This window comes from Enterococcus sp. DIV1758 (assembly GCF_051711985.1).
Taxonomy (GTDB): Bacteria; Bacillota; Bacilli; order Lactobacillales; family Enterococcaceae; genus Enterococcus; species Enterococcus faecalis.
The window spans coordinates 2,760,595-2,787,314 of sequence record NZ_JBIOOA010000001.1 but is presented as its reverse complement, the minus strand read 5'-3'; the positions used below and the strand labels follow the sequence as shown (position 1 = coordinate 2,787,314).

The 26,720-nt window shown below is 40.2% G+C and carries 23 protein-coding genes; 21 read left to right on the top strand and 2 right to left on the bottom strand.

Annotated elements, in window-relative coordinates:
* Positions 1-522: 522 nt before the first annotated feature.
* The 5 genes from rpmH to IGJ52_RS13470 all read left to right on the top strand — a co-directional run bounded on the left by rpmH (position 523) and on the right by IGJ52_RS13470 (position 3,936).
* Positions 523-657 carry a 50S ribosomal protein L34 gene (gene rpmH, locus IGJ52_RS13490; RefSeq protein ID WP_002356012.1) on the top strand — a complete coding sequence of 45 codons (135 nt, stop codon included), beginning with the start codon at positions 523-525 and terminating at the stop codon, positions 655-657.
* Positions 658-860: 203 nt separating this feature from the next.
* Complete coding sequence (gene rnpA / locus IGJ52_RS13485) at positions 861-1,217, top strand: ribonuclease P protein component (RefSeq protein ID WP_002356011.1); 357 nt, start codon at positions 861-863, stop codon at positions 1,215-1,217.
* On the top strand, positions 1,217-2,044 hold the full coding sequence (locus IGJ52_RS13480) for a YidC/Oxa1 family membrane protein insertase (protein ID WP_002356010.1): 828 nt from the start codon (positions 1,217-1,219) through the stop codon (positions 2,042-2,044). Before rnpA ends, IGJ52_RS13480 begins: the two co-directional genes overlap by 1 nt.
* Positions 2,045-2,058: 14 nt before the next feature.
* Positions 2,059-2,835, top strand: a complete 777-nt coding sequence (gene jag, locus IGJ52_RS13475; RefSeq protein ID WP_002361456.1) for an RNA-binding cell elongation regulator Jag/EloR — start codon at positions 2,059-2,061, stop codon at positions 2,833-2,835.
* A 378-nt stretch (positions 2,836-3,213) separates the two neighbouring features.
* A complete protein-coding gene (locus IGJ52_RS13470; protein ID WP_002363545.1) occupies positions 3,214-3,936 on the top strand; it encodes a response regulator transcription factor in 723 nt (240 codons plus the stop codon).
* 42 nt (positions 3,937-3,978) lie between these two features.
* Here IGJ52_RS13470 and IGJ52_RS13465 read toward each other — a convergent pair whose 3' ends face one another.
* The gene (locus IGJ52_RS13465) at positions 3,979-4,674 is read right to left on the bottom strand and encodes a GntR family transcriptional regulator (protein WP_002356006.1); all 696 of its coding nucleotides are present in this window, start codon (positions 4,672-4,674) and stop codon (positions 3,979-3,981) included.
* Between the two features lie 133 nt (positions 4,675-4,807).
* A complete protein-coding gene (locus IGJ52_RS13460; protein ID WP_002356005.1) occupies positions 4,808-6,205 on the bottom strand; it encodes a CitMHS family transporter in 1,398 nt (465 codons plus the stop codon).
* 403 nt (positions 6,206-6,608) lie between these two features.
* Here IGJ52_RS13460 and IGJ52_RS13455 point away from each other — a divergent pair, with 403 nt between their 5' ends.
* The 16 genes from IGJ52_RS13455 (at position 6,609) to IGJ52_RS13380 (ending at position 26,717) form a co-directional block, all read left to right on the top strand.
* Complete coding sequence (locus IGJ52_RS13455; RefSeq protein WP_002356004.1) at positions 6,609-6,971, top strand: hypothetical protein; 363 nt, start codon at positions 6,609-6,611, stop codon at positions 6,969-6,971.
* Positions 6,955-7,356 (top strand): acetyl-CoA carboxylase biotin carboxyl carrier protein subunit, encoded by a 402-nt coding sequence (locus tag IGJ52_RS13450; protein WP_010816222.1) that lies wholly within the window; start codon positions 6,955-6,957, stop codon positions 7,354-7,356. The genes IGJ52_RS13455 and IGJ52_RS13450 overlap by 17 nt, the downstream gene beginning before the upstream one ends.
* Positions 7,357-7,385: 29 nt before the next feature.
* Entirely contained in the window at positions 7,386-8,501 is a 1,116-nt protein-coding gene (locus IGJ52_RS13445; RefSeq protein WP_002383526.1) for a sodium ion-translocating decarboxylase subunit beta, read from the top strand.
* A gap of 21 nt (positions 8,502-8,522) precedes the next feature.
* On the top strand, positions 8,523-8,657 hold the full coding sequence (locus tag IGJ52_RS13440; RefSeq protein WP_002356001.1) for an OadG-related small transporter subunit: 135 nt from the start codon (positions 8,523-8,525) through the stop codon (positions 8,655-8,657).
* A 32-nt stretch (positions 8,658-8,689) separates the two neighbouring features.
* Positions 8,690-9,682, top strand: coding sequence for a [citrate (pro-3S)-lyase] ligase (gene citC / locus IGJ52_RS13435; RefSeq protein ID WP_263306351.1), 993 nt, complete (start codon positions 8,690-8,692; stop codon positions 9,680-9,682).
* Positions 9,683-9,687: 5 nt separating this feature from the next.
* The gene (citD, locus tag IGJ52_RS13430; protein ID WP_002355999.1) at positions 9,688-9,996 is read left to right on the top strand and encodes a citrate lyase acyl carrier protein; all 309 of its coding nucleotides are present in this window, start codon (positions 9,688-9,690) and stop codon (positions 9,994-9,996) included.
* A complete protein-coding gene (gene citE / locus IGJ52_RS13425; RefSeq protein ID WP_002355998.1) occupies positions 9,984-10,871 on the top strand; it encodes a citrate (pro-3S)-lyase subunit beta in 888 nt (295 codons plus the stop codon). The genes citD and citE overlap by 13 nt, the downstream gene beginning before the upstream one ends.
* 2 nt (positions 10,872-10,873) lie before the next feature.
* Positions 10,874-12,406: a citrate lyase subunit alpha gene (gene citF, locus IGJ52_RS13420; RefSeq protein WP_002355996.1), complete on the top strand. Its 1,533-nt coding sequence runs from the start codon at positions 10,874-10,876 to the stop codon at positions 12,404-12,406.
* On the top strand, positions 12,399-12,935 hold the full coding sequence (gene citX, locus IGJ52_RS13415; protein WP_002390266.1) for a citrate lyase holo-[acyl-carrier protein] synthase: 537 nt from the start codon (positions 12,399-12,401) through the stop codon (positions 12,933-12,935). Before citF ends, citX begins: the two co-directional genes overlap by 8 nt.
* Positions 12,928-14,325, top strand: a complete 1,398-nt coding sequence (locus IGJ52_RS13410) for an oxaloacetate decarboxylase subunit alpha (RefSeq protein ID WP_002355994.1) — start codon at positions 12,928-12,930, stop codon at positions 14,323-14,325. Before citX ends, IGJ52_RS13410 begins: the two co-directional genes overlap by 8 nt.
* Before the next feature lie 117 nt (positions 14,326-14,442).
* Positions 14,443-15,615, top strand: a complete 1,173-nt coding sequence (locus IGJ52_RS13405) for an NAD(P)-dependent malic enzyme (protein ID WP_010714967.1) — start codon at positions 14,443-14,445, stop codon at positions 15,613-15,615.
* Between the two features lie 6 nt (positions 15,616-15,621).
* Entirely contained in the window at positions 15,622-16,491 is an 870-nt protein-coding gene (gene citG / locus IGJ52_RS13400; protein WP_002419347.1) for a triphosphoribosyl-dephospho-CoA synthase CitG, read from the top strand.
* Positions 16,492-17,232: 741 nt separating this feature from the next.
* A complete protein-coding gene (locus tag IGJ52_RS13395; RefSeq protein WP_202573746.1) occupies positions 17,233-22,197 on the top strand; it encodes an Ig-like domain-containing protein in 4,965 nt (1,654 codons plus the stop codon).
* A gap of 232 nt (positions 22,198-22,429) precedes the next feature.
* Positions 22,430-23,827 (top strand): tRNA uridine-5-carboxymethylaminomethyl(34) synthesis GTPase MnmE, encoded by a 1,398-nt coding sequence (gene mnmE, locus IGJ52_RS13390; protein WP_002355989.1) that lies wholly within the window; start codon positions 22,430-22,432, stop codon positions 23,825-23,827.
* A gap of 19 nt (positions 23,828-23,846) precedes the next feature.
* Complete coding sequence (gene mnmG, locus IGJ52_RS13385) at positions 23,847-25,745, top strand: tRNA uridine-5-carboxymethylaminomethyl(34) synthesis enzyme MnmG (protein WP_002355988.1); 1,899 nt, start codon at positions 23,847-23,849, stop codon at positions 25,743-25,745.
* Between the two features lie 171 nt (positions 25,746-25,916).
* The gene (locus IGJ52_RS13380; protein ID WP_438792172.1) at positions 25,917-26,717 is read left to right on the top strand and encodes an SDR family oxidoreductase; all 801 of its coding nucleotides are present in this window, start codon (positions 25,917-25,919) and stop codon (positions 26,715-26,717) included.
* Positions 26,718-26,720: the final 3 nt, after the last annotated feature.

Sequence of the window (26,720 nt, the reverse complement as noted above, 5' to 3'; positions counted from 1 at the left end):
ACAGTGACCTCCTATATGTTTAAATTTTGGTTATCTAAAAAATGTGGATAACTTAAAAGAATGAGCATAGTCGATTTTAGCATTTTTTTAAAACTTTTTCCACAAGCAATTGTTCAATGTGGAAAAAAAGTACACAAGGGTGAAAAAAGTTTTCCACAGGGTGTCGACACTTGCGGAAGGAAGTGGTTGTTGAATGAGTTATCCACAAAAAGTTGAGAATAATTAAGCTTGGCACAATCATGTTTCAAGAACTTATCAACAGATAAAAAAACACCTGTGCAAAACTTTTTAACAGGCTGTTTTTTTGTGTAAAACTAGTGGAAAAATGGCTGTGAACAGAAAAAAATGTGGAAAACTATCCACAAGCTACTCACAGGAAAATTTAATTTGTGGATAATTGAAACGAATCTTTCTCAGGAAATATTTCTTAAATTTTATTGACAAAAGACCCTATTACTCGTTATACTATCAAAGTATGTCTATATATTGATGGATAGTTACAATTTCAGGAGGTGTAATTGCATGAAAAGAACGTATCAACCAAACAAACGTAAACGCCAAAAAGTTCACGGATTCCGTAAACGTATGAGCACTAAAAATGGCCGTCGCGTATTAGCAAGCCGTCGTCGTAAAGGTAGAAAAGTTATTTCTGCTTAATGATGGTCTGGTCTTTTAAACAGTCAATTTCTAAGAACCCTTAGTTATCTCCATAATTTTTTGGAAGATGTGAAGATAACTAAGGGTTCTTTTTCTGTTTTCAATAAAAGAAAGCAGGATTCTATAGAAAAGGCTACTAAAAAAGAGCGGAAATATGCTATTATTATTAAGAAGTAAAAAAATATAGAAACAAAGGGATGCCGATGAAAAAGTCCTACCGTGTCAAGAAAGAAAAAGAATTTCAACAGGTGTTTAATAAAAAACAATCTTGTGCAAATCGTCGTTTCGTGGTGTACGTTTTAGAGAAACCACAACAAGCCCATTTTCGAGTGGGGATTTCTGTTGGGAAGAAAATTGGAAACGCGGTCACAAGAAATGCTGTGAAGCGGAAAATCCGCGCGAGTTTATTTCAATTAAAAGACCGTATCTCTCCAGAAATTGATTTTATCGTGATTGCACGTCCAGGATTGGAAAAGTTATCGTCTGAAGAAGTGAAAGCTAATTTAACACATGTGTTAAATTTAGCTAAAATATTAGATGTAAGAGAGGGAATTGAGTAGTGAAGAAGTATAAGCGCTTATTATTAATGGCTGGGTTAGTGACCTTAGTCTTTGTTTTATCCGCCTGCGGAACCGCGCCCGTAAGTGAAAGTAGTACAGGAATTTGGGATCGATACATTGTTTATTATTTTGCCCAAGCGATTAAGTTCCTATCATTAGGCGGCAGTGTCGGAATTGGGATTATCCTATTTACGTTAGTCATCCGGATTATTTTATTGCCGTTGATGCATTTCCAAACGAAGAGTATGCGTAAAACACAAGAGTTGCAACCGCAATTAAAGGCCTTGCAACAAAAATATTCTTCAAAAGATCCTGAAACACAACGCTTATTCCGAGAAGAACAGCAACGTTTGTATGCAGAGAATAATGTGAATCCTTACATTGGCTGTTTACCATTGTTGGTTCAACTACCAATCATGATGGCTTTGTATCAAGCCATTTCACGCGTGCCTGAGTTAAAAGAAGGAACGTTCTTGTGGTTAAGCCTCGATAAGCCGGATCCGTATTTAATTTTACCGATTTTAGCGGCTGTCTTTACGTTTGCTAGTACGTATCTTTCAAGTATGAGCCAACTAGAAACAAATGCCTCACTGAAAATTATGAATTACGTTATGCCAGCGATGATCTTCTTTATGGGGATTTCATTAGCCAGCAGTTTATCTCTTTACTGGGTGGTCTCAAATGCCTTCCAAACAGGGCAAACATTGTTATTAAACAATCCATTCAAAATCCGTAAAGAGCGGGAGGAAGCAGCACGTCAAGCCAAAGCACGGGAGCGAGCGCTTGAACGAGCAAAAAGTCCTAAGAAAAAAGGGAAGAAAAAATAAAGGAGGTCGTTCAGATGCCGATTTATGAAGGAAATACAATCGAAGAAGCAACGCAGAAAGGCTTACAAGCACTTGGTTTAACCAAAGAGGATGTTACAATTGATGTGTTAGACGAAGGAAAAAAAGGATTTTTAGGTCTAGGAAAAAAACTTGCCCAAATTTCAATGGAACCAACGATTAGTGAGCAAGTCACAGAAGCGGTCGAAGAAACAGTGGAAGATATTGTTGTTGCCGATGAAGCAACAGCAGTGGAAGAAGCAGTTGAGGAATTAACCGAAGCAATTCCTAGTCTCTCAGAGGAATCAACACATTCTTTAGAAAATCTGGAAGACGAAGCTGCTATTACTGAATTAGCGATGTATTTAACGAATATTTCAAATGAACTGAACGCCCCTGCCATGGTTCGCATAGCGCGAGAGAATGGCAATATTATCTTCCATTTAGAAACAGAAAAACAAGGTATCTTAATTGGAAAACACGGAAAAGTGTTAAATGCGTTACAGTATTTAGCGCAAGTCTTTATTCACCGCATTGCAAGCAATAAGCTATCGATTGTTGTGAATGTCGGAAATTATCGCGAAAAACGTCATGAAATTTTGGAACGTTTAGCGAAACGCACCGCGGAAAAAGCCAAACGCACTGGGCGGCCAGTCTTCTTGGAACCAATGCCGGCTTTTGAAAGAAAACAAATCCATCACACGCTAAGTAAAGATGAGCAAATCAAAACCCATTCTGAAGGGGATGAACCTTATCGGTATTTAGTGGTTGAACCAGTTAAGAAGTATTTTTAAACAGAGGTCGGGACGGAACCGTTTAGCTCCGAGAAATAAGAAGGAATTTCCGAAAATTGCTTTTTAATTTTTGGAGACCAAGTAGGTATTGTTCATCATCGAATCACTACGTTCTTCGTGATTCTCAACAATTTCGGCTTATTTCCGAAGGACCTTCAACTCTTAGAGCTTTAGCTCTTAGAAGTTGTTGAGATCGGAGCAACGCGTAGTATTGGTTCTGTTCCCGCCGTTTATCAGGTTTTGTCCCAGGCTCTTTCCCAGTTAAATGATTTTTTAGCCGTCTTCGTTTCTTTTTTTATGTTATGATAATCAGTAATTACTCCAGTAGTAAATTCAAATGAAAAAGTTTTGTAAAGAGACGTAGGGGGAGCAACAGGTATGCGTACGGAGAAAATACTGGTTGTAGATGATGATGCAGCAGTTCGTCGCTTGATTTGGAAAGCATTACAATCAACAGGTATTCTTATTTACCAAAGTGAATCAATTGAAAAAACAAAAGATATCGTGTCCAGAGTTACCTTTGATTTGTTCATTTTAGATGATAACTTGGAACATGACAGTGATGGTTACTACTTAGTCCAAATGATTAGAGAGAAATATCCACTGGTGCCAATTATCTTTTTTAGTAGCAAAAAAGAAGAAGAGGATATCATTGCAGCCTTGGAAATGGGCGTGGATAGTTATATAACGAAACCTTTTTCCTTGAATGTTTTTAAGGCTCAGGTGATTGCTTCGTTGAATCGAGCTCGAATGATTCGAAAACAATTGAATGTTTATAAAAAAGAAGAGCTACAGGTAGGCGATTTCCGTTTTGATTATGGTCGTTATCAACTATTTAAAAAGGATTTACCTATTTCATTGTCTTCGAAAGAAGTTCAATTAATTCAATTTTTTCTGGAGAATCCCGAGCAAGTATTCTCTAAAGAACAAATTTATAGCAGTGTTTGGGGTACTGGGGATGTCGATGCGAATACGATTATGGTTTTTATTAATCGTTTACGAAGTAAATTAGAAGAAAACCCGAAAGAACCTTGTTACCTGCGGACCGTTTGGGGCATTGGTTATACCTTTACGCCAGATGGTTGCGTACAAAAAAAATGAAAAAAGGCCCGCAGTTGCACGAGCGACTGCGGGCCTTTTTGCTTATTCAATTTGCCGACGTTCCATTTCTTTCAAAATAAATTGAAGCGAACGATTTAGATGTTCATGGGTTAAAAGTGTGATCTGGTCAATATTCTTTGTTTTCATTCCGCGGAAAATTAACCAATGTTCTTCTAGGGCAATACTACGACGTTCTGAGGCACGAATCGCAATATCTCTGAAATAGATTAAGTAAGCATGGAGATCAGTCACAATTTTTTTTAAACGTAGCATCTGACTCTTAGTATAAATAAAGGAATTAAAATCTGAAAAGTTCTGTAGTAAGTCATCTACTTGGTTATTTTTATTGTATTGTTCTCCTTCGAGAAGTAAGGCTTCCAATTCATCAAAATCTTCTGGTGTCATGAGTTCCATGGCTTTAATGGTTGCTAAAGTGTCCAAAGATTTACGAATATCATAAATTTCATAAGCATCTTTCATACTAATCCCTTTAACCACGATACCCACCATAGGTATATGTTCCACCAATTGTTCTTTGACCAATTCTTGTAAAGCAAAGCGAATGGGCGTCCGACTAATGTTTAATTGCTCGGAAAATTCTTTTTCATTAATCCGTTCACCTGCAGGAATATCCCCTAAAATAATGGTTTTCTTAAAGGCTTCATAGGTACAAATTTTTAGAGGTTTACTGCTAGTTAAATCTAAGTTCCGTTTTACTGCTTCAACCGTTGGATTCATATGAGGCACCTCCCTATAGGTTATTTTTATAGATAATAAATATAATATTAAAAATGAAAATATAACGCAAGAAAAGACAAAATGAAAAGAAAACCGAGGAGAAAAGGTACTCCTACGGTTTCAGCGACGACGTTTAATTTTGTGGAATAAATAAAGGCATGTGACCTAAAGCAACAATTGTAACAACGAAAATAACGAAAATTCCTAAGGCATATTTTGCCGATTCTTTTTGCCATTGGCCCATATCTAAACCAGTTAAACGTAATAGCAAGTAAATAAATGCCACTAATGGACTTAATAAGTGGAACGCTTGCCCCATTAAGGAAGCTAAAGCCATAGACATATTGTCAAATCCATAAGAACGTCCAGCTTCTGCTAGGACTGGTAAGACACCGAAATAGAAACCATCGTTTGAAATAAAGAATGTTCCTGGTGCTGAAATGAACGCAATCACTAAGCCCCAAGCGCCGGCTAATTGTTTTGGAATAATATTAACAAAGCTATTTGCTAAGGCATTGGCCATACCAGAACCTTGGAATAAGCCCATGAAGACGCCAGCAGCAAAAACTAAGATAACTACTTGCACAGCATCACCAGCATTTGCACTGATACGGCTGCTTTGATCTTTTAATTTTGGATAGTTGATCATTAAAGCGATACAAGTACCAACTAGGAATAATAATAACGGTGGCATTTCAATCCACGAAGGCAAACCTAATTGACCAACGAATGAACTTAGGACTAACCAACCGATTAAGACAATCGTTAAAATACCATTGAATGCAAAATTCTTTGGACGACGAATTTCTAATAACTCAGGATCGTTAACAATAGTCATTTCTTCCAATTCTTTATCAGTAAGCGTTGTCACGCCTAAGCGAGCACGTTCTTTTTTCCCCATGCGATAAGCAACAAAGAAGATAACATACAATACAGATAAAATCATACCAGGTGCTAAATAAGAAAGAATGTCGGCATCAACTTCTAGTACGGCCATGGCACGAGCTGTTGGACCGCCCCAAGGTAATAAGTTCATAATGGTGTTTTGTAAGATAACAAGCACACCTAAATTCATCAATTTCATATTAAGTTTTTTGTAGATGGGAATAAACGCAGAACAGCAAATCAAGGTCGTAGTTGTTCCATCTCCGTTTAAGGAAACAGCAGCAGCAACTACCGCAGTAGCCATCAAGACTTTCATTGGATCGCCTTTAGCAAAGTAAATCATTTTTTTAGTGATTGGGTCAAACAAACCAGCATCCAACATAATAGAGAAGTAAAGAATGGCAAATAATAACATAATACCAGTTTTTGAAGTAGTTGAAATCCCATCTAAGACGAAATTCCCAATGTTGACTTCAGGGACAACACCGTCAGCACCAGGTGGCGGACTCGCTACTCCAGTTGCAATTGCAATCAAAGTAAAAATAAGAGGAATAATTACTAAAGATGTAAACGGTGACAATTTCTTTTTCATGATTACATACATAAAGATGATAATCATACCATAAGCTAAAATAGTGAGTAACATGTTTTTCTTCCTTTCTTTTTTAGAACTTTTTTGTAAGCGTTAACAACCGGTGTTAATAAAAAAGAATAGCCATGAGAAATGTTTCACAGTATTCTGGTTTACAACAAAAAATATTTTTTGTGTTTGTCTATAGTGTGAGAATATACAAACTTTCGCAGAGAATAAATAGCCTAAAACAAAAAGAACATCAAAAAAACAATTCAACAATCAAATTCTTATTAATAACTTAATATAATATTAATAGAATCTTAACGGTTGATAAATGCTTATATACCAATGTTTACAGAGTTTTTTTCACAAAATAAACAATAAAAGAACAATCTGAGCTAGTGTTTTCACTAGGTTTTTTAATGGTTTTTTCTATAATGAACGTATACCAAGAATTAGTGAAAGGAGAGACAATATGGGCCTATTTAAGTCCTTATTCAAGAAAGAGCAACACACGCAGGATACCGAGATTAATGAAAGCGTTATCCAACGTGAAGCGGATAACTTGGAAAAGCGATGGATAGATATACCAGCATATATTCCTGCTGAGCCAAAAGAATATCAATTGGTAAGTATTGTGGCCACTGCCATCGCAGCAGGAGAGTTTCCAGAAAGTCGTTTTGTTATCAAAAAAATCGCAAAACGAAATCCAGAAGCAAAAGAAGTTGCCATTATTGCAGCCAGTATAGCTGCAGAGCTTTCAGAAGAGTCTCAGCTAGTTGTCAAAAGAATTTCAAAACAAAACCTTGAGGAGGATCATTATGTTACGCAAATTTAAAATTTCAATTGATGGGAAAGAATATTTAGTCGAGATGGAAGAAATCGGTGGCGTCCCACAACCAGCACCTGTTGCGCCACAACCAACAGCGCCAGTTGCTACGAAAGAAACACCAGACCCTGCTGTTGAAGAAGCCCCAGCGCCAGCAGCACAGCCAGCCGCCCCAGCAGGAGCAGATGCAATGCCTGCGCCAATGCCAGGAACTGTGTTAAAAGTATTAGTCAATGTTGGTGATACGGTGTCCGAGAACCAACCATTGTTAATTTTAGAAGCAATGAAGATGGAAAATGAAATCGTTGCAGGAAAAGCAGGTACGGTAACAGGAATTCATGTTACCCAAGGCCAAATTGTGAACCCAGGGGAACCATTAATAACAATTAACTAGAATTAATTTAAGAAGAGGAAGTGATTTGTGTGGAGACACTGATTCAAGGTGTTATAGGAATGGGCCAAGAACCAGGACGCATTGTGATGATGCTGATTGGTGGACTATTAATGTATTTAGGAATAAAAAAAGAGTATGAACCAACACTTTTAGTGCCGATGGGTTTAGGAACGATTTTAGTGAACTTTCCTAATTCCGGCGTATTGAGCGCTGGCGGCGAGCCAGGTCCGTTTAATGTTCTTTTTGATTTTGGAATAAAAACAGAGTTATTCCCGTTATTATTATTTATTGGGATTGGGGCAATGATTGATTTCGGTCCATTGTTACAAAATCCATTTATGTTGATGTTTGGTGCCGCTGCACAGTTTGGGATTTTCTTTACAGTTATTATGGCTGTTTTATTAGGTTTTGATTTAAACGATGCTGCTTCGATCGGGATTATTGGTGCCGCTGATGGCCCAACGTCTATTTTCGTAGCAAATACCTTACATTCAAAATACATGGGGGCCATAATGGTTGCCGCTTACTCCTACATGGCGTTAGTTCCGATTATTCAACCAGTAGCGATTAAAGCAGTGACGACGAAAGCCGAACGTCGGATCCGTATGACTTATCGGGCCGGTGAAGTTTCTCAAACAGCGAAAATTCTTTTCCCGGTTGTTATTACGATTGTCGCAGGGTTAATTGCGCCGGTGTCATTACCATTAGTTGGTTTCTTAATGTTTGGGAACTTATTAAGAGAATGTGGCGTTTTGGATCGTTTATCCATTACAGCTCAAAATGAATTGGTGAATATTATTAGTATCTTGCTAGGACTATCTATTTCCGTTAGCATGAACTATGCAGAGTTCTTAAAAGTCGATACGTTGATGGTTATTGGCTTAGGGTTAGTCGCCTTTATTATGGACTCAGTCGGCGGCGTGCTTTTTGCTAAATTCTTGAATTTATTTAGAAAAGAAAAAATCAATCCAATGATTGGTGCTGCGGGTATTTCCGCTTTCCCAATGTCTAGTCGGGTCATTCAAAAAATGGCTACAGATGAAGACCCACAAAACTTTATTTTAATGCATGCTGCTGGTGCCAACGTTTCAGGACAAATCGCTTCTGTAATTGCTGGTGGCTTACTATTAGCCTTTTTAACATAGGACGGAAAGGAGAACGAATACATGTCTGTTAACATGGAAGATTTAAAAATTGCTTTTGAACTGTTAGGTTTTGGTTGGGGCGGCGTTTTCGTTGTTTTATTTATCATTTATCTAGCGTCTAAATTACTAACAAAATTATTTCCAATTAAAAAATAAAGGAGGTTATTGCTGTGAGCAGCGTATATACAATGAAAAGAATCTGGTTGCAAAAAGATAAAAAAGCTTATCAAGCTTGGCGCGAATTAATGGAAAAAGCCGAATTGCAAACGACAGAAGCACTTGATTACACCGTTGGCATATATGATGACACAGCATTAATCGCCTCTGGCTCGCTTTCAGGCAAAACGATTAAGTGCGTGGCCGTTTGTAAAAAATATCAATCTGAAAATTTGTTAACCCAATTGATGGTTCATCTACTTGAAAAACTGAGAGAAGAAAACCAATTACACAGTTTTTTGTATACAAAACCAAAAAATGAACAAATTTTTCAGTCGCTAGGCTTTCAAAAAGTGGTTGCGAATCAAGAGGTGCTATTTATGGAGCAAGGCAAACCAGATTTTGCCGATTATCTTGGTTACCTGACACAGCATAAAAAAGCAGGGCCAGCCAGTAGCATTGTCATGAATGCAAATCCTTTTACGAAAGGCCATCAGTACTTAGTCGAAAAAGCAGCCAAAGAAAGTCCGCACGTTTATGTGTTTGTTTTATCTGAAGATAAATCGTTGTTTTCAAAAGAAGCACGTTTCGCAATGGTGCAAAAAGGGGTAGCCCATTTACCCAATGTGACAGTCCTATCTACAGAAGATTACTTAGTTTCGTCTGCGACTTTTCCTACCTATTTTTTGAAAGAAAAAGCGCCATTAGAGGTAGCTGCAATTCAAGCAACGCTTGATGCAACGTTATTTAAAGAAAGAATTGCGCCAATACTTGAAATTCAACAACGTTATGTGGGAGAAGAGCCTTATTCAGAAGTGACCGCTGTCTACAATCAAGCAATGCAACAAGTTTTCGGACAAACGATAACGCTAACCATTGTCCCGCGATTAGCGAGTGATGGAGAGCTGATTAGTGCGACGAAAGTTCGCAAAGCGATGGCTGAAGGCGACAAAGAGACACTCAAGAAGTTTTTACCAGCAACAAGTTATCAATACTTAGTAGAACACAAGAAACTAATGAGGTGAAGAAAGTGAAGATTATCAAAAATGCTACTGCAGGAACAGTAGAATCAAGTGATATTATGATTACCGTCCAACCCATTGAATCAACAGAAAATACCATTGAATTAGAAAGTAGTGTCGAAAAACAATTTGGCAATCAAATTCGTCAGGTGATTACGACAACTTTGGAACATTTAGATGTCCAAGGCGTTGCGGTCAAGGCGATTGATAAAGGGGCATTAGATTGTACGATCAAAGCTCGGATGATTACAGTTTTACATCGAGGCGCTGAAAAAGAAACGTATGATTGGAAGGAGTTGGACTCATGGAACGTTTAAGAAGAACAATGATGTTTGTCCCTGGAGCGAACGCAGCAATGCTAAGAGATGCACCATTGTATGGGGCAGATTCAATCATGTTTGATTTAGAAGATGCAGTTTCATTAAAAGAAAAAGACTCTGCCCGTGTTTTAGTCCATTCTGCTTTGAAAACTTTCGATTATGGCAATATTGAAATTGTTGTTCGGATCAATGCTTTAGATGCCGGTGGCGCAGAAGATATTGAAGCAATGGTCTTAGCTGGTGTCGATGTGATTCGTTTACCAAAAACAGAAACAGCCCAAGATATCATTGATGTCGAGGCAGTCATTACAGAAGTAGAACAGCAAAATGACATTCCCGTAGGAACAACGAAAATGATGGCTGCTATCGAATCGGCCGAAGGTGTTCTAAATGCGCCCGCGATTGCCAAAAGTTCAACTCGATTGATTGGCATCGCGTTAGGCGCCGAAGACTATGTTACCAATATGAAAACACGCCGCCATCCAGATGGCCAAGAACTATTCTTTGCTCGTAGCATGATTTTACATGCCGCTCGAGCAGCTGGGATTGCAGCTATTGATACGGTCTATTCAGATGTAGACAATACGGAAGGCTTTGAAGCCGAAGTTCGTTTGATTAAACAGCTAGGTTTCGATGGGAAATCGGTGATTAACCCTCGTCAAATCCCATTGGTTAATACTATTTATGCGCCTACAGAAAAAGAAATCCAGAATGCTAAGGAAGTAATCTGGGGCATTCGGGAAGCCGAAGCAAAAGGTTCCGGTGTTATCTCCGTAAATGGAAAAATGGTTGATAAACCAATTGTTGAACGAGCTGAACGGGTCATTGCGTTAGCATTGGCGGCTAAATTAATTACCGAGGAGGAAATATAGACATGGTAGTAAATAAAGTAGGCAAAGACATTCCTCAATCTTATGCAGAGCAATACGGCATTTATGAAGGAGAATTAGCACACATTGATGCTTATCAAGAAGCGAGCCGAGCAATTAAACCAGTGAAACCTCGGGAGACAAAACTTTTAGGAAGTATTCGTGAAGCAATTGAAAAAACAGGGTTGAAAGATGGCATGACCATCTCTTTCCATCACCATTTCCGTGAAGGAGACTATGTGATGAATTTAGTTTTAGCCGAGATTGCCGCCATGGGGCTGAAAAACATTTCGATTGCACCTAGTTCAATTGCAAATGTTCATGAACCTCTGATCGAACACATTAAAAATGGAGTAGTCACCAACATTACTTCTTCTGGTTTGAGAGATAAAGTAGGCGCCGCTATTTCAGCAGGTATCATGGAAAATCCTGTGGTGATTCGTTCACATGGTGGCCGGGCACGGGCAGTAGCAGCAGGCGATATCCATATTGATGTAGCTTTCTTAGGTGCACCAAGTTCAGACGCTTATGGAAATGCGAATGGAACCAAAGGAAAAGCTACCTGTGGTTCTCTTGGATATGCGATGGTCGATGCAAAATATGCGGATCAAGTTGTCATCATTACTGACACATTAGTACCATATCCTAATACCCCTATTAGTATTCCACAAACAGATGTTGATTATGTAGTAGAAATTGATGCAATTGGTGATCCAGATGGAATTGCCAAAGGCGCGACACGTTTTACAAAGAATCCCAAAGAATTATTGATTGCTGAATATGCCGCAAAAATAATTACACATTCTCCTTACTACAAAGAAGGCTTCTCATTCCAAACAGGAACAGGTGGCTCTTCACTAGCAGTTACGCGGTTCATGAGAGAACAAATGCTTAAAGATGGTATTAAAGCAAGTTTCGCTTTAGGCGGAATTACGAATGCAATGGTGGAACTTTTGGAAGAAGGCTTAGTAGAAAAAATTATTGACGTCCAAGACTTTGATCATCCATCAGCTATTTCTTTAGGGGAAAATGCCAATCATTATGAAATTGATGCCAATATGTATGCTTCACCGCTTAGCAAAGGGGCGGTTATTAATCAATTAGACACAGCTATTTTATCTGCTTTAGAAGTGGACACAGATTTTAATGTAAATGTCATTACTGGTTCAGATGGTGTCATCCGTGGTGCTTCTGGCGGACATTCCGATACAAGTATGGCTTGTAAAATGAGTCTAGTGATTGCACCACTTGTTCGTGGACGGATTCCAACAATCGTTGAGCAAGTAAATACAGTCGTTACACCAGGTACGAGTGTCGATGTCGTAGTAACAGAAGTCGGCATTGCAATCAATCCAAAAAGAACAGACTTAATTGATTGTTTTAAAACTTTAGATGTTCCTCAGTTTACGTTAGAAGAGTTGAAAGACAAAGCCTACAACATTGTTGGCACCCCGGAACCAATTAAATATGGAGACAAAGTTGTTGCGTTAATTGAATACCGAGATGGTAGTCTAATTGATGTGGTACGCAATGTTTAATGGGGAAAAAGTAACACTTTTAGAGATGTTGGATGCTCGCGAACAAAGAGCTGCTACACAGAAGGAGTTGTTAGAAACAGCACCAGAAGCTAGTCTCTTATCTGCCACAATGAATATTCCTGGAGAAGTAAAAAATTCGCCCACCTTAACGGCTGTTTTTTTAGAAGTAATTGACGAAGTCGAGCAACAATTGCTGGATCAAGTACCGATTGTTAATTTTTACCGGAATGAAAAAACAGGGCCTGAATATTATTTGGCGGTTTCGTTAGCCCCGCAAGAGTTAAAACAAAGAATGGTCAAAATTGAAGAAACACATCCATATGGTCGTTTAGTGGACCTAGATGTTTTATGGGGAAATGAGGAACTAAAAAGCCTTCATCGAGGAGATTTAGGCTTGCCACCACGGCGCTGTTTTATTTGCCAAGAAGAGGCGAAAGTCTGTGGACGAAATCGACGTCACAGTCTTGAAGCAATGCAAGAAAAAATAACAGAAATAATTTTGACACGAAAGGAGCAGCCAAGTGAGTAAAAAAATTCGTTTTACAGAAACGGTGCTACGGGATGGACAACAAAGTTTAATTGCAACACGGATGCCAACCTCAGATATGCTGCCGATTATTAAAACAATGGACGAGGCAGGATTTCATGCATTAGAAATGTGGGGCGGGGCAACGTTTGATTCCTGTGTCCGCTATTTAAACGAGGATCCTTGGGAACGTCTTCGCCAAATTCGCAAAGAAGTTAAAAATACCAAACTTCAAATGTTATTACGAGGACAAAATTTACTAGGATATCGTCATTACGCTGATGATGTGGTGCGGGCCTTTGTCGAAAAATCAGTTGAAAATGGGATTGATATTATTCGTATTTTCGATGCCTTGAATGATGTCCGTAATTTACAAACAGCAATTCAAACAACAAAAGAAGCTGGCGGACACTGTCAAGCAGCGATCTCTTATACCACGAGTGAAATTCATACCATCGATTACTTTGTAAAATTAGCCAAAGAATTAAGTCAAACAGGAGCGGATTCCATTTGTATTAAGGACATGGCAGGCGTTTTGACGCCACAAACTGGTTTTGAATTAGTGAGCAAAATGAAAGATGCCATTGATTTACCTTTAGAGGTGCATACGCATGCGACTAGTGGTATTTCTGAGATGACCTATTTAAAAGTTGCTGAAGCAGGTGCGGATATCATCGATACAGCTATTTCTTCTTTCGCTGGCGGTACGAGTCAACCAGCCACAGAATCTGTAGCCATTGCGTTAGAAGATTTAGGCTTTGAAACAGGTTTAAATATGGAAAAAGTAACAGAGATTGCTGACTATTTCAATCCGATTCGTGATCGCTTTAGAAGTGAAGGCATTTTAAACCCTAAAGTTAAAGATACGGAACCGAAAACCTTGATTTATCAAGTACCTGGTGGTATGTTATCAAACTTATTAAGTCAATTAACGGAGCAAGGCTTACAAGACAAATATGAAGAAGTTTTAGCTGAAGTACCTAAAGTAAGAGCAGATTTAGGGTATCCACCACTAGTTACGCCGCTTTCACAAATGGTTGGAACACAAGCCTTAATGAATGTGATTTCTGGGGAAAGATATTCCTTAATACCGAATGAAATCAAAGATTATGTGCGCGGAGAATACGGCAAATCACCAGCACCTATCGCAGAAGAGATTAAACAAAAAATCATCGGGGATGAAGAGGTAATCACTTGTCGACCGGCGGATTTATTGAAACCAGAGTTGCATAGTTTAGAAAAGGAAATCCAACAATACGCAAAATCTGAAGAGGATGTCCTATTATATGCGATGTTCCCACAACAAGGAAAAGACTTTTTAGGCCGTCGTGAAGATCCTTTTTACGATGTACCGTTACAGAAAGTGACAGTCAAACTTGACTTGCCAGAATAGAACGAGCAAGTGCTCCGCAAATGTATAAAGAAGCAAGGGTTTGAGCGACGATAACGGTTGTTCAAACCCTTGCTTCATCAAATAGAAAAAAGGCAGCCCGTGAAAGGAAGTGACAATGTGTTAGAAGAAGTTCTAGCAATTCATCAAAAAAATATTGGTGTGCTAAGTCTTGAAGCAACAGAAGCGGTATTAAACCATCATGATTTAGCCAAAATGTATACACCTGGTGTCGCAGAATTGAGTTTAATGATTGCCCAAAATCATGAATTAGCGCGCGAGTGGACCATTAGTGGTAAGTTAATTGCAGTTATTACAGATGGGTCAGCTGTTCTGGGTCTCGGCAATATGGGCACGCAAGCGGGCTTGCCAATTGTTGAAGGCAAAGCTTTACTTTATAAAAATTTGGCGGGGGTCGATGCTATTCCTTTAGCACTGGAACAAAAATCAGTGGACGAGATGGTTCAAACAATTGAAAATTTACAAAATAGTTTTGCAGGAATCCATCTAGAAGATATTTCTGCACCAAAATGTTTTGAAATTGAAGAAAAACTTCAACAACGTTTGAACATTCCTGTGTATCATGATGACCAAGAAGGCACAGCCATTGTCGTTTTAGCTGGACTAATCAACGCAGCTAAAATTAAAGGAAAACCTTTAAATGAATTACGTGTGGTGATTAACGGAGTTGGTGCTTCTGGTGTAGCGACCGCTAAGTTATGTATTCAAGCGGGGATTACGCATCTCACCTTAGTAGATCGCCAAGGTGTTTTAAGAGAAGAAGACCCGACATTGAATCCTTACCAACGTGCTTTGCTTCGACAGGTAATAAAACCATCAGTAGAAAACAAAGATTTAGCCACCGCTGTCGTCAATCAGGATGTTTTTTTAGGCTTATCAGAAGCGGATGTGCTAACGCCAGCTCTGATTAAATCAATGAACCAAGACCCAATTATCTTTGCTTTAGCAAATCCTAAACCAGAAATTGAACCAGCCCTCGCCCAAGCTAATGGCGTCCGTTTATTAGCAACTGGTTCTTCCAAATATCCGAATCAGGTGAACAACATTTTAGCTTTTCCAGGTCTTTTTAAAGGGTTATTGGCAGCGAAAGGCAGAAAAGTTGATGTCGGTTTGCAAATGACAGTAGCACGAAGCTTGGCCGCTATGATTTCAGAACCCACAGCAGAAAAATTCATACCTAATGTATTTGATGGCGGCGTAGTTGACACGGTTTTTAATGCTGTACTAGACTATATAAAACAAGAAAAGACCATGGCAGAAGAAGGGACGTAAAAGGCAATGACAAAGCAAGCAAGGAGTAAATTAGCGCAGCAAGCACAATTGGCACTACTCTATGAAGTGACCTGTTTAAATAAACCAGGCTTGGTGGATCCAGTCGATGCAGGCGCCCATCAAGATATGGATGTTTTCACTTTTTTAGAAAGTAGTGTGGTTTTGACTCCTTATTTTGAAACCTTCGTTCAAGCTGGGACAGAGCTACGTCATTTGCCGATTGAGGCAACATTTCGCGCGATTCGACAAGTTGGTTTAGAAGCAGAACGAGCGATGTTTGAGGCAACAGAAGGGATCAACACACATAAAGGAGCGATTTTTTCTCTAGGTATTTTTTTAGCTATCTGTGGTCGTCTAATGATTTGGGAGACCCCTTGCACCTTACAATTGTTTCAACAAACGCTTCAAACAATGACGCAAGACTTACTGGCCGACTTTGAAAACCTCGCTACGAATGAGCTAGAAAAACTAACTTGGGGTGAACGATTATTTGTTCAGTATGGCTTGACTGGAATCCGTGGAGAGGCGCAACAAGGGTATCCCGCTGTCTTTAAACAGGGAGTGCCTTATTATCAAAAACATCAAGGCACACAACAACAAAAACTCATTGATACGCTCCTTTATTTATCGCTCTATGTTGAGGATACGAATTTGATTAAACGAAGTCAGAATGTCCGAATTTTTGAAGTATATCAACCGTTAATCCAGGAATATTTTGCTTTAGGGGGGACACAAACGTTACGGGGAACCCTTTGCTTAGAAAGATTGAATCACTTATTCAAAGAAAAAAATTGGAGTATTGGTGGCAGTGCAGATGCTTTAATTTTGGTGGTGTTTTTAGATAAACTAATGAAATTAAATTGGCTGACGCCTTAATTAAAAAGATAGTTACAACGCTGATTTGGTCAGTTATTTTGACCTTATATGCTTATGGAAAGGTCTCAAGAGAATTCAAGAAAGCGATTGACAAATACCACGAAACACAGTATATTTTATTACGAAATCATTCTTATCAGAGTATACAAATACGATGATAAACAGTTGAAGCGAATCTTGATTTGCTTTTCCTAAACCTGATTCTTTTAGAATCAGGTTTTTGTTTGTCTAAAAGGCGGCATTCGTTCAAAAACGGCTGTCGCCTTTTTTTATGAAATTTTTTTAATATAAAAAAATTCATAAAAAAAATCTTAAAAACAGAAAAAATTGTTATAGATTAGAGTCATTTTTTTGATGTAAAGTTTTTATGACCTACAGCCATAAAATTGATAAAAACAGTCAAAGAAGCAGAAAAAATAATAGTGGAATTTCTCAAAAAAATAAAAAAATTTTCCGTTATTTAATTATCGATTTATCAAACGATAAGTTATAATAAAATAATTTATTTATCTTTAATGATTGGGGAGAAACGTATAAACTTCCTCATTTTCCTCTCATTGTATAATAACTCACTAATGAATTAGTGAGTTTTTTAACATACCTAGGACGCTTGTTATCAAATGAATTTTTATATAAAAATTCACAGCATTATATTTTGAAAAGCTGAGGAAATGTACTAAACTGCAGGTGTTAAATCCATTTAAATCGCTAAAGGGGGAGATGAACAACTAGGGGAAGCTAATGATTTTGGTATTTATCGTTTATTTTAAAGAAAAGAGGGACGATCAGATGAAAAAGAAAATTGTTGAGGATTTTAATCGGAAAAGTCAGCATAAAAAATGGACAAAACGCAAGATGCTTAATTTAGCAATATCAAGTGGTTTATTATTTACGTCATTAGCAATCCCTGTAAGTATAGCTGTTACCTCTGGCACAATCAGTGCATCAGCAGCGGTCTTGGATATCGAACTATTATCAAATGTTACGTCAAATAATGACAGTGGCACTTCAACGAGTAATCGTTGGACAGCCGCAAACCAAAATCAACCAGTTAATTTCACGGTTTCTGGTGGCGCTTTAGCAGATGCTTCCGCTGTGTTTAGTGGACAAAAACAAGCGGTGTTAGTGGTTCCTCCTGAGTTAAGAGGAAATGTAGCTGCAGCAGGCAGCGCAGCAATCAATACCAATGTCACGATTGATCTTTCAAAAGTTACTTTTTTGACTGCCGTTTTGAATGCAGCCAATGATTTAACCAATGTCATTACTCAAATTACCAGTGGGGCGTTAGGGAATTTAACTGGTGTTGATATTGATTTGACGGAAGTGAATCGTCAATTGGAATTAGTTAATAACATTGAAAACTTAGGTGCTGCTTCATTTACAGCTCCGGAAACGTTAGCAGCTGACGGCTCATACATTAGTGCACCGATTAGTGATGGTTTAGGGTTAGTTTTAGCCCAAAATGTTTCAAACATCTTACAAGATTTGAATGCGGCAGTTCAAGCTTTGGAGGCAAAAGGAACCAGTATCCCAAGTAATCTTGTCGCCGCAGCTATAAATGCAGCCTTGCTTCCTGTCAAAGGCACGGTAAACGTGGCTGTTTCAGGTGCTTTGCCTTTATTAGCGGTTGGTGGTTCAGGCGTAAATGAGTTAGTGGATGCTTCTTTACTAGGCACAACCACGGTTACTTTACCAACTACCGTTTCAACACCTCAAAATTTATCCAATAATTTAGATGCTCGTTTTGTAGGAACAGTCGTTCAAACAGATCTTTTAGACGTTAATTTATTAGCAACAGCAGACGGTGTATCCAACATTTATTTTGCTGCAGGCACTACTAGTGAAGTAACCGCACCAACAATCACAGGAGTAACAGGTAATTCAACAGCAGGTTACGAAGTTAAAGGAACTGCCGATGCCAATGCCACGGTTGAAATCCGAAATGCAGGAGGCACCGTAATAGGCACAGGTACCGCTGATGGGACAGGAGCGTTTACAGTTACCATTCCCGCAGGTGAAGCAGGCGCCAATGAAACATTAACCGCCGTAGCGAAAAACGCCAGCGGTACAGAAAGTACGCCAACAACGTTCCAAACGCCAGCAGATGAGACAACCGTAACCGCACCAACAATCACAGGAGTGACAGGTAATTCAACGGCAGGTTACGAGGTTAAAGGAACTGCTGATGCCAATGCCACGGTTGAGATCCGAAATGCAGGAGGTGCCGTGATAGGCACAGGGAGCGCCGATGGGACAGGAGCGTTTACAGTTACCATTCCCGCAGGTGAAGCAGGCGCCAATGAAACATTAACCGCCGTAGCGAAAAACGCCAGCGGTACAGAAAGTACGCCAACAACGTTCCAAACGCCAGCGGATGAGACAACCGTAACCGCACCAACAATCACAGGAGTGACAGGTAATTCAACGGCAGGTTACGAAGTTAAAGGAACTGCCGATGCCAATGCCACGGTTGAAATCCGAAATGCAGGAGGTGCCGTGATAGGCACAGGGAGCGCCGATGGGACAGGAGCGTTTACAGTTACCATTCCCGCAGGTGAAGCAGGTGCCAATGAAACATTAACGGCTGTAGCGAAAAACGCCAGCGGTACAGAAAGTACGCCAACAACGTTCCAAACGCCAGCGGATCCTAATACGCCCGTGGCGACGCCAATTGTTGAGACTGTAACAGGTAGTACAACAAAAGGCTATGAGGTCAAAGGGACTGCTGAAGTTGGCACCACCATTGAGGTTCGCGATGCAGCTGGCACGGTCCTTGGTACTGCAACAACTGGAACTGATGGAAAATATACAGTGACTTTAGCTCCAGGAAAAGCAACAGCAAATCAAACGCTGAGCGTTGTAGCGAAAAACGCTAGTGGCACGGAAAGTCAACCAGCAACGGCGACAACACCAGCTGATGTCACTGCACCAACAGTTGATAACATCACAGGTAACTCTGGTTCGGGTTATGAAATTACAGGAACAGCAGACCCTAACACAACAATCGAAGTTCGTGATCCAGCTGGGGCAGTCATTGGTACAGGTACCTCTGATGCGAATGGTGATTTTACTGTAACGCTACCAACGGGAACGACCAATCCTGGGGATACGTTAACAGTGATTGGAAAGGATAACGCGGGAAATGAAAGTCAACCGACTGAAGTCCTTGTTCCTGCTGATGCTACGGTTACAGCACCAACTGTAACAGGAGTCACAGGTAATTCAGTTGCTGGCTATCAGGTGACAGGTACCGCTGATCCGAATGCTACCATCGAAATTCGTGATGTAGATGGGAATGTGATTGCAACAGGGACTGCCGATGGGACTGGTTCCTTTGCCGTGAACCTTCCAGCTGGGACGGCAAATGCGAATGAAACATTGACAGCGTTAGCCAAAGATCCTGCTGGCAATCCAAGTACACCGACAACCTTCCAAACACCAGCAGATGAAGTAGTGGCACCGCCAAGTGTCGACAAAATTACTGGGAATACAACACAAGGATATCAAGTGACAGGTACTGCTGAACTTGGCACCACCATTGAAGTTCGTGCAACAGACGGAACAGTTTTAGGTACCGCAACAACTGGACCGACTGGCCAATATACTGTGACGTTAGCTTCAGGAAAAGCAACAGCGAAACAAACAGTGAATGTAGTTGCTAAAAATGATACTGGACTTGAGAGTCAACCAACTACAGCTATGACACCCGCTGATGTTACCACACCAACAATTGGTGACATTACTGGAGATTCAACAACTGGTTATGAAATCACTGGGACGGCGGACCCTAATACCACCATTGAAGTACGGAACCCAGATGGAACAATTATTGGTACAACGACAACGGATGATCAAGGAAACTTTACTGTGGACCTTCCAGCGGGAGCCGCTAATCCTGGTGATACATTAACAGTTGTTGGAAAAGACGGTGACGGCAATGAAAGTCAACCAACGGAAGTGACGGTCCCTGAAGATGCAACCGTAGCAGCACCAACTGTGACGACTGTTACAGGAACAACCGCCACTGGGTATCAAGTAACCGGCACGGCAGAGCCAAATGTCACCATTGAGATTCACAATGAAGCAGGTTTAGTTATTGCTACGGGAACAACTGATGGTGCTGGCGCCTTTACAATCACTCTTCCGACGGGCACAGCAACAGCTAACGAAGCCTTAACTGCCATTGCGAAAGATGCTGCTGGGAAAGAAAGTAATCCGACTGCTTTCAAAACACCTGCTGATCCAGATGCACCAGTCGCGACACCTACTGTTGACAAAATCACTGGTAGCACGACAAAAGGCTATCAAGTAGTAGGAGCAGCAGAAGTTGGTACAACAGTTGAGGTGCGTGACGCCGATGGCACAGTCCTTGGCATGGCAACTACTGGAACTGATGGCAAATACACAGTGACTTTAGAGCCAGGGAAGGCCTCAGCTAACGAAACAATAACTGTCGTAGCGAAAAATGCAACAGGAAAAGAAAGTCAGCCAGCTACAGCAACTACACCAGCCGACTTAGCCACACCAACCATTGATTCTATTACCGGAAATTCTAGTAAAGGTTACGAAATCACTGGAACGGCGGAGCCCAAAACTACTATTGATGTCCGTGACGCAGACGGAACCATCATTGCTGCTACAACTGCTAACGAAACCGGCCAATATACGGTGACTCTACCAGCTGGCGTAGTGACACCAGGAGAAACGATTACGATTATTAGCAAAGATAGCGCTGGTAATGAAAGTCAACCAGCTACAGCCGTTATTCCAGCGGATGTTGTTTTAGCGGCGCCAACTATTACGAAGGTTGAAGGAAACAAAGCCAATGGCTATACAGTCACTGGAACTGCTGATCCAAATGTCACGGTTCAATTTTACAATAGCAGTGAAAAATTATTGGCAAGTGGCAATACAACTACTGGAGGCACCTTCTCCGTTCATATTGCAGCAGGGTTAGCAACAGAAAAAGAAACGTTAACCGCACTAACCACAGATACACAAGGAAATGTGAGTCCTAAAACCACATTTATGACGCCAGCCGATATTACGGGAGAACCAGAAATTAAAATTGCGGCACCAACTGTTTCTTCAGTTTTAGGAACGTCTAAAGCCGGCTACCTCATCAAAGGAACAGCTGAACCAAACCGAATCATTCAAATTAGTAACCGACTATTAAGAAGTGTGATTGCTGTAGGTGCCACCGATGCTGAGGGCAACTTCGCTATCCAATTAACAGCGGGACAAGCGACTGCTCAACAAAGTTTACTTGCGACAGCTACAGATGGCGCAGGACATTACAGTACGGCTACAACCTTCATGACACCAGCCGACCCAACGAATCCTGGAGGAGGCAATGGTAACACTGGCGGAAATAACGGCAATACAGGCGGCAACACAGGAAACAATGGCGCAACTGGTGGGAATAATGGGAATGGTTCAAACACAGGTTCAAATCCAAATGGAGGTTCTGGTTTAGGGACAACAGGTTCTGGCTTAGGTTCACTAGGCAATGGCCTCGGTACAAATGGTAGTGCCTACAATCCGAAACTAAGTACCATCAGTTATGGCACTGGAAATCACGGGAAAACAGGCTACTTACCTAGTACAGGTGAAAAAGAGTCCTCAGCCGTGACAACAAGTTTGTTTGGCGCCTTTGTCGCATTCCTTGCGAGCATGGGAATCATCAAACGCAAACGTAAAAACTAGCTCTCTCCTTTAATTCCTATAGATGAGAAAACGTATTGTTGAGAATTCCCCACTCAATGATACGTTTTCTCGTTCCATTTAATGAAGAAAAATTGCCAAATAGAATAAAATGTGCTATTCTATTTTCAGAAAATCGAAGGAACAAGCAGTGAAAGTGCTAAATCCAACCTGAATTTTTTAATGCAGGAGGAGTGGGCGCTTTTTTTGTTGTTATGAAGAAAGGAAGCTAATTATGCAATCAGCTACAATGGAATTTGATACAATTGCGGCGATTTCTACGCCGCCAGGTGAAGGTGCGATTAGTATTGTTCGCTTAAGTGGCGAGCAAGCAGTTGCTATTGCAAACAAAGTTTATCGGTCAGGCACTAAAGATTTAGCTAAAGTCCCCACGCACACGATTCATTATGGTCATATTGTTGATCCGCAAAACGATCAATTGATTGATGAAGTCATGCTTTCTGTGATGCGGGCACCGAAAACATTTACACGAGAAGACGTGGTAGAAATTAACTGTCATGGCGGCATTGTCGTGGTGAACCAATTACTGCAATTACTGTTACGTGAAGGCGCACGAATGGCCGAACCTGGGGAATTTACAAAACGTGCTTTTCTAAATGGCCGAATGGATCTTTCACAAGCAGAAGCAGTGATGGACTTAATCCGTGCTAAAACAGATAAAGCGATGAATGTTGCATTGAACCAATTGGATGGTAACTTGTCGGCGTTAATTCGTTCATTAAGACAAGAAATTTTAAATACTTTAGCGCAAGTAGAAGTTAATATTGATTATCCAGAGTATGATGATGTCGAAGAATTAACCACGAAATTACTTTTAGAAAAAGCCGAATTTGTGAAAGCGCAGATTCAACAATTATTAACGACCGCTAAACAAGGAAAAATTTTGCGAGAAGGTCTAAGTACAGCAATTATTGGCCGACCAAATGTCGGGAAATCCAGTTTGTTAAACCATCTGTTACGAGAAGAAAAAGCTATCGTTACAGATATTGCTGGAACGACACGTGATGTCATTGAAGAATACGTTAACGTTCGCGGCGTTCCTTTAAAATTAATTGATACAGCGGGGATTCGCGAAACAGAAGACATTGTGGAACGAATTGGTGTCGAACGTAGCCGCAAAGCGTTAGCAGATTCGGATTTAATTTTGTTAGTCTTAAATCAAAGCGAAGAATTGACAGAGGAAGATCGTCAACTGTTGGAAGCAACGAAAGGCTTAAAACGCGTTATTCTTTTAAATAAAATGGACTTACCGACAAAACTAGATCCTAACGAATTACAAGAATTAGTCCCTGCAGAAGAAATTTTATCCGTTTCGGTGTTGTCAAACACAGGCTTAGACCAGTTAGAAGCGAAAATTGCTGATCTTTTCTTTGGCGGCCAAACAGGCGAAAAAGATGCTACCTATATTTCTAATACACGTCATATTGCTTTGCTGGATCAAGCAGCGCTTTCGTTACAAGAAGTGATTAACGGCATCGAAGCAGGTATGCCAGTCGATTTAGTTCAAATTGATATGACCCGTTGTTGGGATTATTTAGGGGAAATCGTCGGCGATAGTGTCCAAGATGAATTAATTACACAGTTATTTAGTCAATTTTGTTTAGGAAAATAAGACAAGAGAGGAATTTTTTATGAATCAATATCAAGCAGAATCATATGATGTTATTGTCGTCGGTGCTGGACATGCTGGCTCTGAAGCAGCCTTAGCAGCCGCACGAATGGGCGTTAAAACGTTACTTTTAACGATTAATTTAGATATGGTTGCTTTTATGCCATGTAACCCTTCTGTTGGTGGACCTGCCAAAGGAGTCGTTGTCCGAGAAATCGATGCATTAGGCGGCGAAATGGGTAAAAACATTGATAAAACCTACATCCAAATGCGGATGCTAAATACTGGTAAAGGTCCAGCAGTGCGTGCGTTGCGCGCGCAAGCTGACAAACATGCCTATGCGACAGAAATGAAACATACCATTGAAAAAGAAGAAAATTTAACCCTTCGTCAAGGGATTGTTGAAGAATTAATCGTGGAAGATGGCGTTTGTCGTGGTGTTGTAACTTCAACAGGTGCCGCATACCGTAGTCAAGCAGTGGTGATTACTGCCGGTACTGCCTTGCGTGGCGAAATTATTATTGGTGAATTAAAATATTCATCAGGACCAAACAATTCGCAACCTTCCGTTGGTTTAGCCAATCATTTAAAAGAATTAGGTTTAGAAATCGATCGCTTTAAAACAGGAACGCCGCCACGAGTAAAATCAAGTACGATTGATTATTCTGTGACAGAGGAACAACCAGGCGATAAAGAACCCAACCACTTTAGTTACAGCACGCCAGATAGTGCCTACAATCAAAACCAAGAACCTTGTTGGTTAACTTATACGAATGAAACAACGCATGAAATTATTCAAAAAAATCTACACCGCGCCCCAATGTTTACTGGGATTGTTGAAGGTGTGGGCGCTCGGTATTGCCCATCCATCGAGGACAAAATTGTTCGTTTTGCAGACAAACCAAGACACCAATTGTTCTTGGAACCAGAAGGGTTGAATACCGAAGAAGTTTACGTCCAAGGCTTATCTACTTCTTTACCAGAAGATGTCCAAACAGAAATGCTTCATTCTATTGAAGGATTAGAAAAAGTAGAAATGATGCGTACAGGTTACGCCATTGAATACGATGTGGTAGTCCCTCACCAATTACGCCCAACATTAGAAACAAAGGTCATTGAGAATCTTTATACAGCAGGTCAAACGAACGGAACTAGTGGCTACGAAGAAGCTGCTGGTCAAGGCTTGATGGCAGGAATTAATGCTGCATTGAAAATTCAAGGCAAAGAGCCTCTTGTTTTAAAACGTAGTGACGGCTATATTGGCGTCATGATTGACGATTTAGTTACAAAAGGTACCAACGAACCTTATCGCTTATTAACGTCACGTGCGGAGTATCGTTTGATTTTACGACATGACAATGCGGACTTACGTTTAACAGAAATGGGTCATGAAATTGGCTTAGTCAAAGAAGAACAATATGCCGCCTATCTAGTCAAAAAAGCGGCTGTTGAAGCGGAAATTGCCCGCTTAGGCAAACATCGGATTAAACCGACCAAAGAAGTGCAAGCATTTTTGGAAACCAAAGGCGCTGCTGGCTTAAAAGACGGTATTTTAGCTAGAGATTTTCTGAAACGCCCAGAAATCAGTTATCAAGAAGTCGCTCAATTTATTCCCGCACCTGAAGAGGCGCTCGATCCGAAAGTGATTGAACAAGTAGAAATTCAAATCAAGTACGAAGGTTACATTAAAAAAGCCATGGAAAAAGTTGAGAAACTAAAACGCATGGAAGCAAAACGCATTCCAGAAAACATTGATTACCAAGCGATTAACGGCTTGGCTACAGAAGCAAAACAAAAACTACAAAAAATCCAACCAGAAACGATTGCCCAAGCAAGCCGTATCAGCGGTGTGAACCCCGCTGACATTAGCATTTTGATGGTCTACATCGAACAAGGAAAAATCGCGAAAGTGCAAGGATAATAAAAATTTGAAGCAGTTGCTTCTTCACGGATGATTGATTGTGAAGAAGCAACTGCTTTTTTGTTTTGAATTAGTCTACTCTTTTTTCTAAACTACAAAAAAAGACTGTCTTAAATAATTTCACAAACTGACCTATACTGAAAGCGCAAACAAATGATAGGAGTGGAACAAATGACAGATTGGTTAGGAATTAAAGGAAAAGTAGTGATTGTTACAGGAGGCTCATCTGGTATTGGTCGCAGCATTGTTGAAAGCTTGTTAGCACAAGAGGTCTATGTCGCTAATTTTGATATTTCAGCATCAGAAACGCAACATGAGCATTTACTCTTTGTGAAAGTCGATGTAACTTCTCGAGCAGAAGTAGAAGCGGGTGTCGCTCAAGTGGTGGAAAAATTTGGAACCGTAGATGGCCTAGTAAACAATGCCGGCATCAATATTCCGCGTCTATTGGTGGATAAAAATCATCCTCATGGGCCTTATGAATTATCGGATGAGGTATTCGATAAAATTGTAGCCATCAATCAAAAAGGGCTCTACCTAATGAGCCAAGCAGTGGGCCGGATTCTTGTACAAAAACAAGCAGGTGTCATTATTAATATGTCTTCAGAAGCTGGATTAGAAGGCTCCGAAGGGCAAAGTGCTTACGCTGCAACGAAAGCAGCGGTCAGCAGTTATACACGTTCATGGGCTAAAGAGTTAGGAAAATCAAACGTCCGTGTCGTGGGGATTGCGCCAGGCATTATGGAAGAAACTGGTTTGCGCACTTTAGCATACGAAGAAGCATTGGCTTATACACGAAACATTTCTGTGGAGCAATTGCGAGCAAGTTATTCAAAAACAAGTACGATTCCATTAGGTCGTAGCGGAAAACTCCATGAAGTCGCTGACTTAGTATGCTATTATTTATCAGACCGTTCAAGCTATATTACAGGCATCACCACAAACGTAGCTGGAGGTAAAACAAGAGGATAGAGG

What these genes read in the sequence shown, in the direction of transcription:
- rpmH (WP_002356012.1), top strand. Translation starts at nt 523, where the DNA reads ATGAAAAGAACGTATCAACCAAACAAACGTAAACGCCAAAAAGTTCAC.
- rnpA (WP_002356011.1), top strand. Translation starts at nt 861, where the DNA reads ATGAAAAAGTCCTACCGTGTCAAGAAAGAAAAAGAATTTCAACAGGTG.
- jag (WP_002361456.1), top strand. Translation starts at nt 2,059, where the DNA reads ATGCCGATTTATGAAGGAAATACAATCGAAGAAGCAACGCAGAAAGGC.
- IGJ52_RS13470 (WP_002363545.1), top strand. Translation starts at nt 3,214, where the DNA reads ATGCGTACGGAGAAAATACTGGTTGTAGATGATGATGCAGCAGTTCGT.
- IGJ52_RS13465 (WP_002356006.1), bottom strand. Translation starts at nt 4,674, where the DNA reads ATGAATCCAACGGTTGAAGCAGTAAAACGGAACTTAGATTTAACTAGC.
- IGJ52_RS13460 (WP_002356005.1), bottom strand. Translation starts at nt 6,205, where the DNA reads ATGTTACTCACTATTTTAGCTTATGGTATGATTATCATCTTTATGTAT.
- IGJ52_RS13455 (WP_002356004.1), top strand. Translation starts at nt 6,609, where the DNA reads ATGGGCCTATTTAAGTCCTTATTCAAGAAAGAGCAACACACGCAGGAT.
- IGJ52_RS13450 (WP_010816222.1), top strand. Translation starts at nt 6,955, where the DNA reads ATGTTACGCAAATTTAAAATTTCAATTGATGGGAAAGAATATTTAGTC.
- IGJ52_RS13440 (WP_002356001.1), top strand. Translation starts at nt 8,523, where the DNA reads ATGTCTGTTAACATGGAAGATTTAAAAATTGCTTTTGAACTGTTAGGT.
- citC (WP_263306351.1), top strand. Translation starts at nt 8,690, where the DNA reads ATGAAAAGAATCTGGTTGCAAAAAGATAAAAAAGCTTATCAAGCTTGG.
- citE (WP_002355998.1), top strand. Translation starts at nt 9,984, where the DNA reads ATGGAACGTTTAAGAAGAACAATGATGTTTGTCCCTGGAGCGAACGCA.
- citF (WP_002355996.1), top strand. Translation starts at nt 10,874, where the DNA reads ATGGTAGTAAATAAAGTAGGCAAAGACATTCCTCAATCTTATGCAGAG.
- citX (WP_002390266.1), top strand. Translation starts at nt 12,399, where the DNA reads ATGTTTAATGGGGAAAAAGTAACACTTTTAGAGATGTTGGATGCTCGC.
- citG (WP_002419347.1), top strand. Translation starts at nt 15,622, where the DNA reads ATGACAAAGCAAGCAAGGAGTAAATTAGCGCAGCAAGCACAATTGGCA.
- IGJ52_RS13395 (WP_202573746.1), top strand. Translation starts at nt 17,233, where the DNA reads ATGATTTTGGTATTTATCGTTTATTTTAAAGAAAAGAGGGACGATCAG.
- mnmE (WP_002355989.1), top strand. Translation starts at nt 22,430, where the DNA reads ATGCAATCAGCTACAATGGAATTTGATACAATTGCGGCGATTTCTACG.
- mnmG (WP_002355988.1), top strand. Translation starts at nt 23,847, where the DNA reads ATGAATCAATATCAAGCAGAATCATATGATGTTATTGTCGTCGGTGCT.
- IGJ52_RS13380 (WP_438792172.1), top strand. Translation starts at nt 25,917, where the DNA reads ATGACAGATTGGTTAGGAATTAAAGGAAAAGTAGTGATTGTTACAGGA.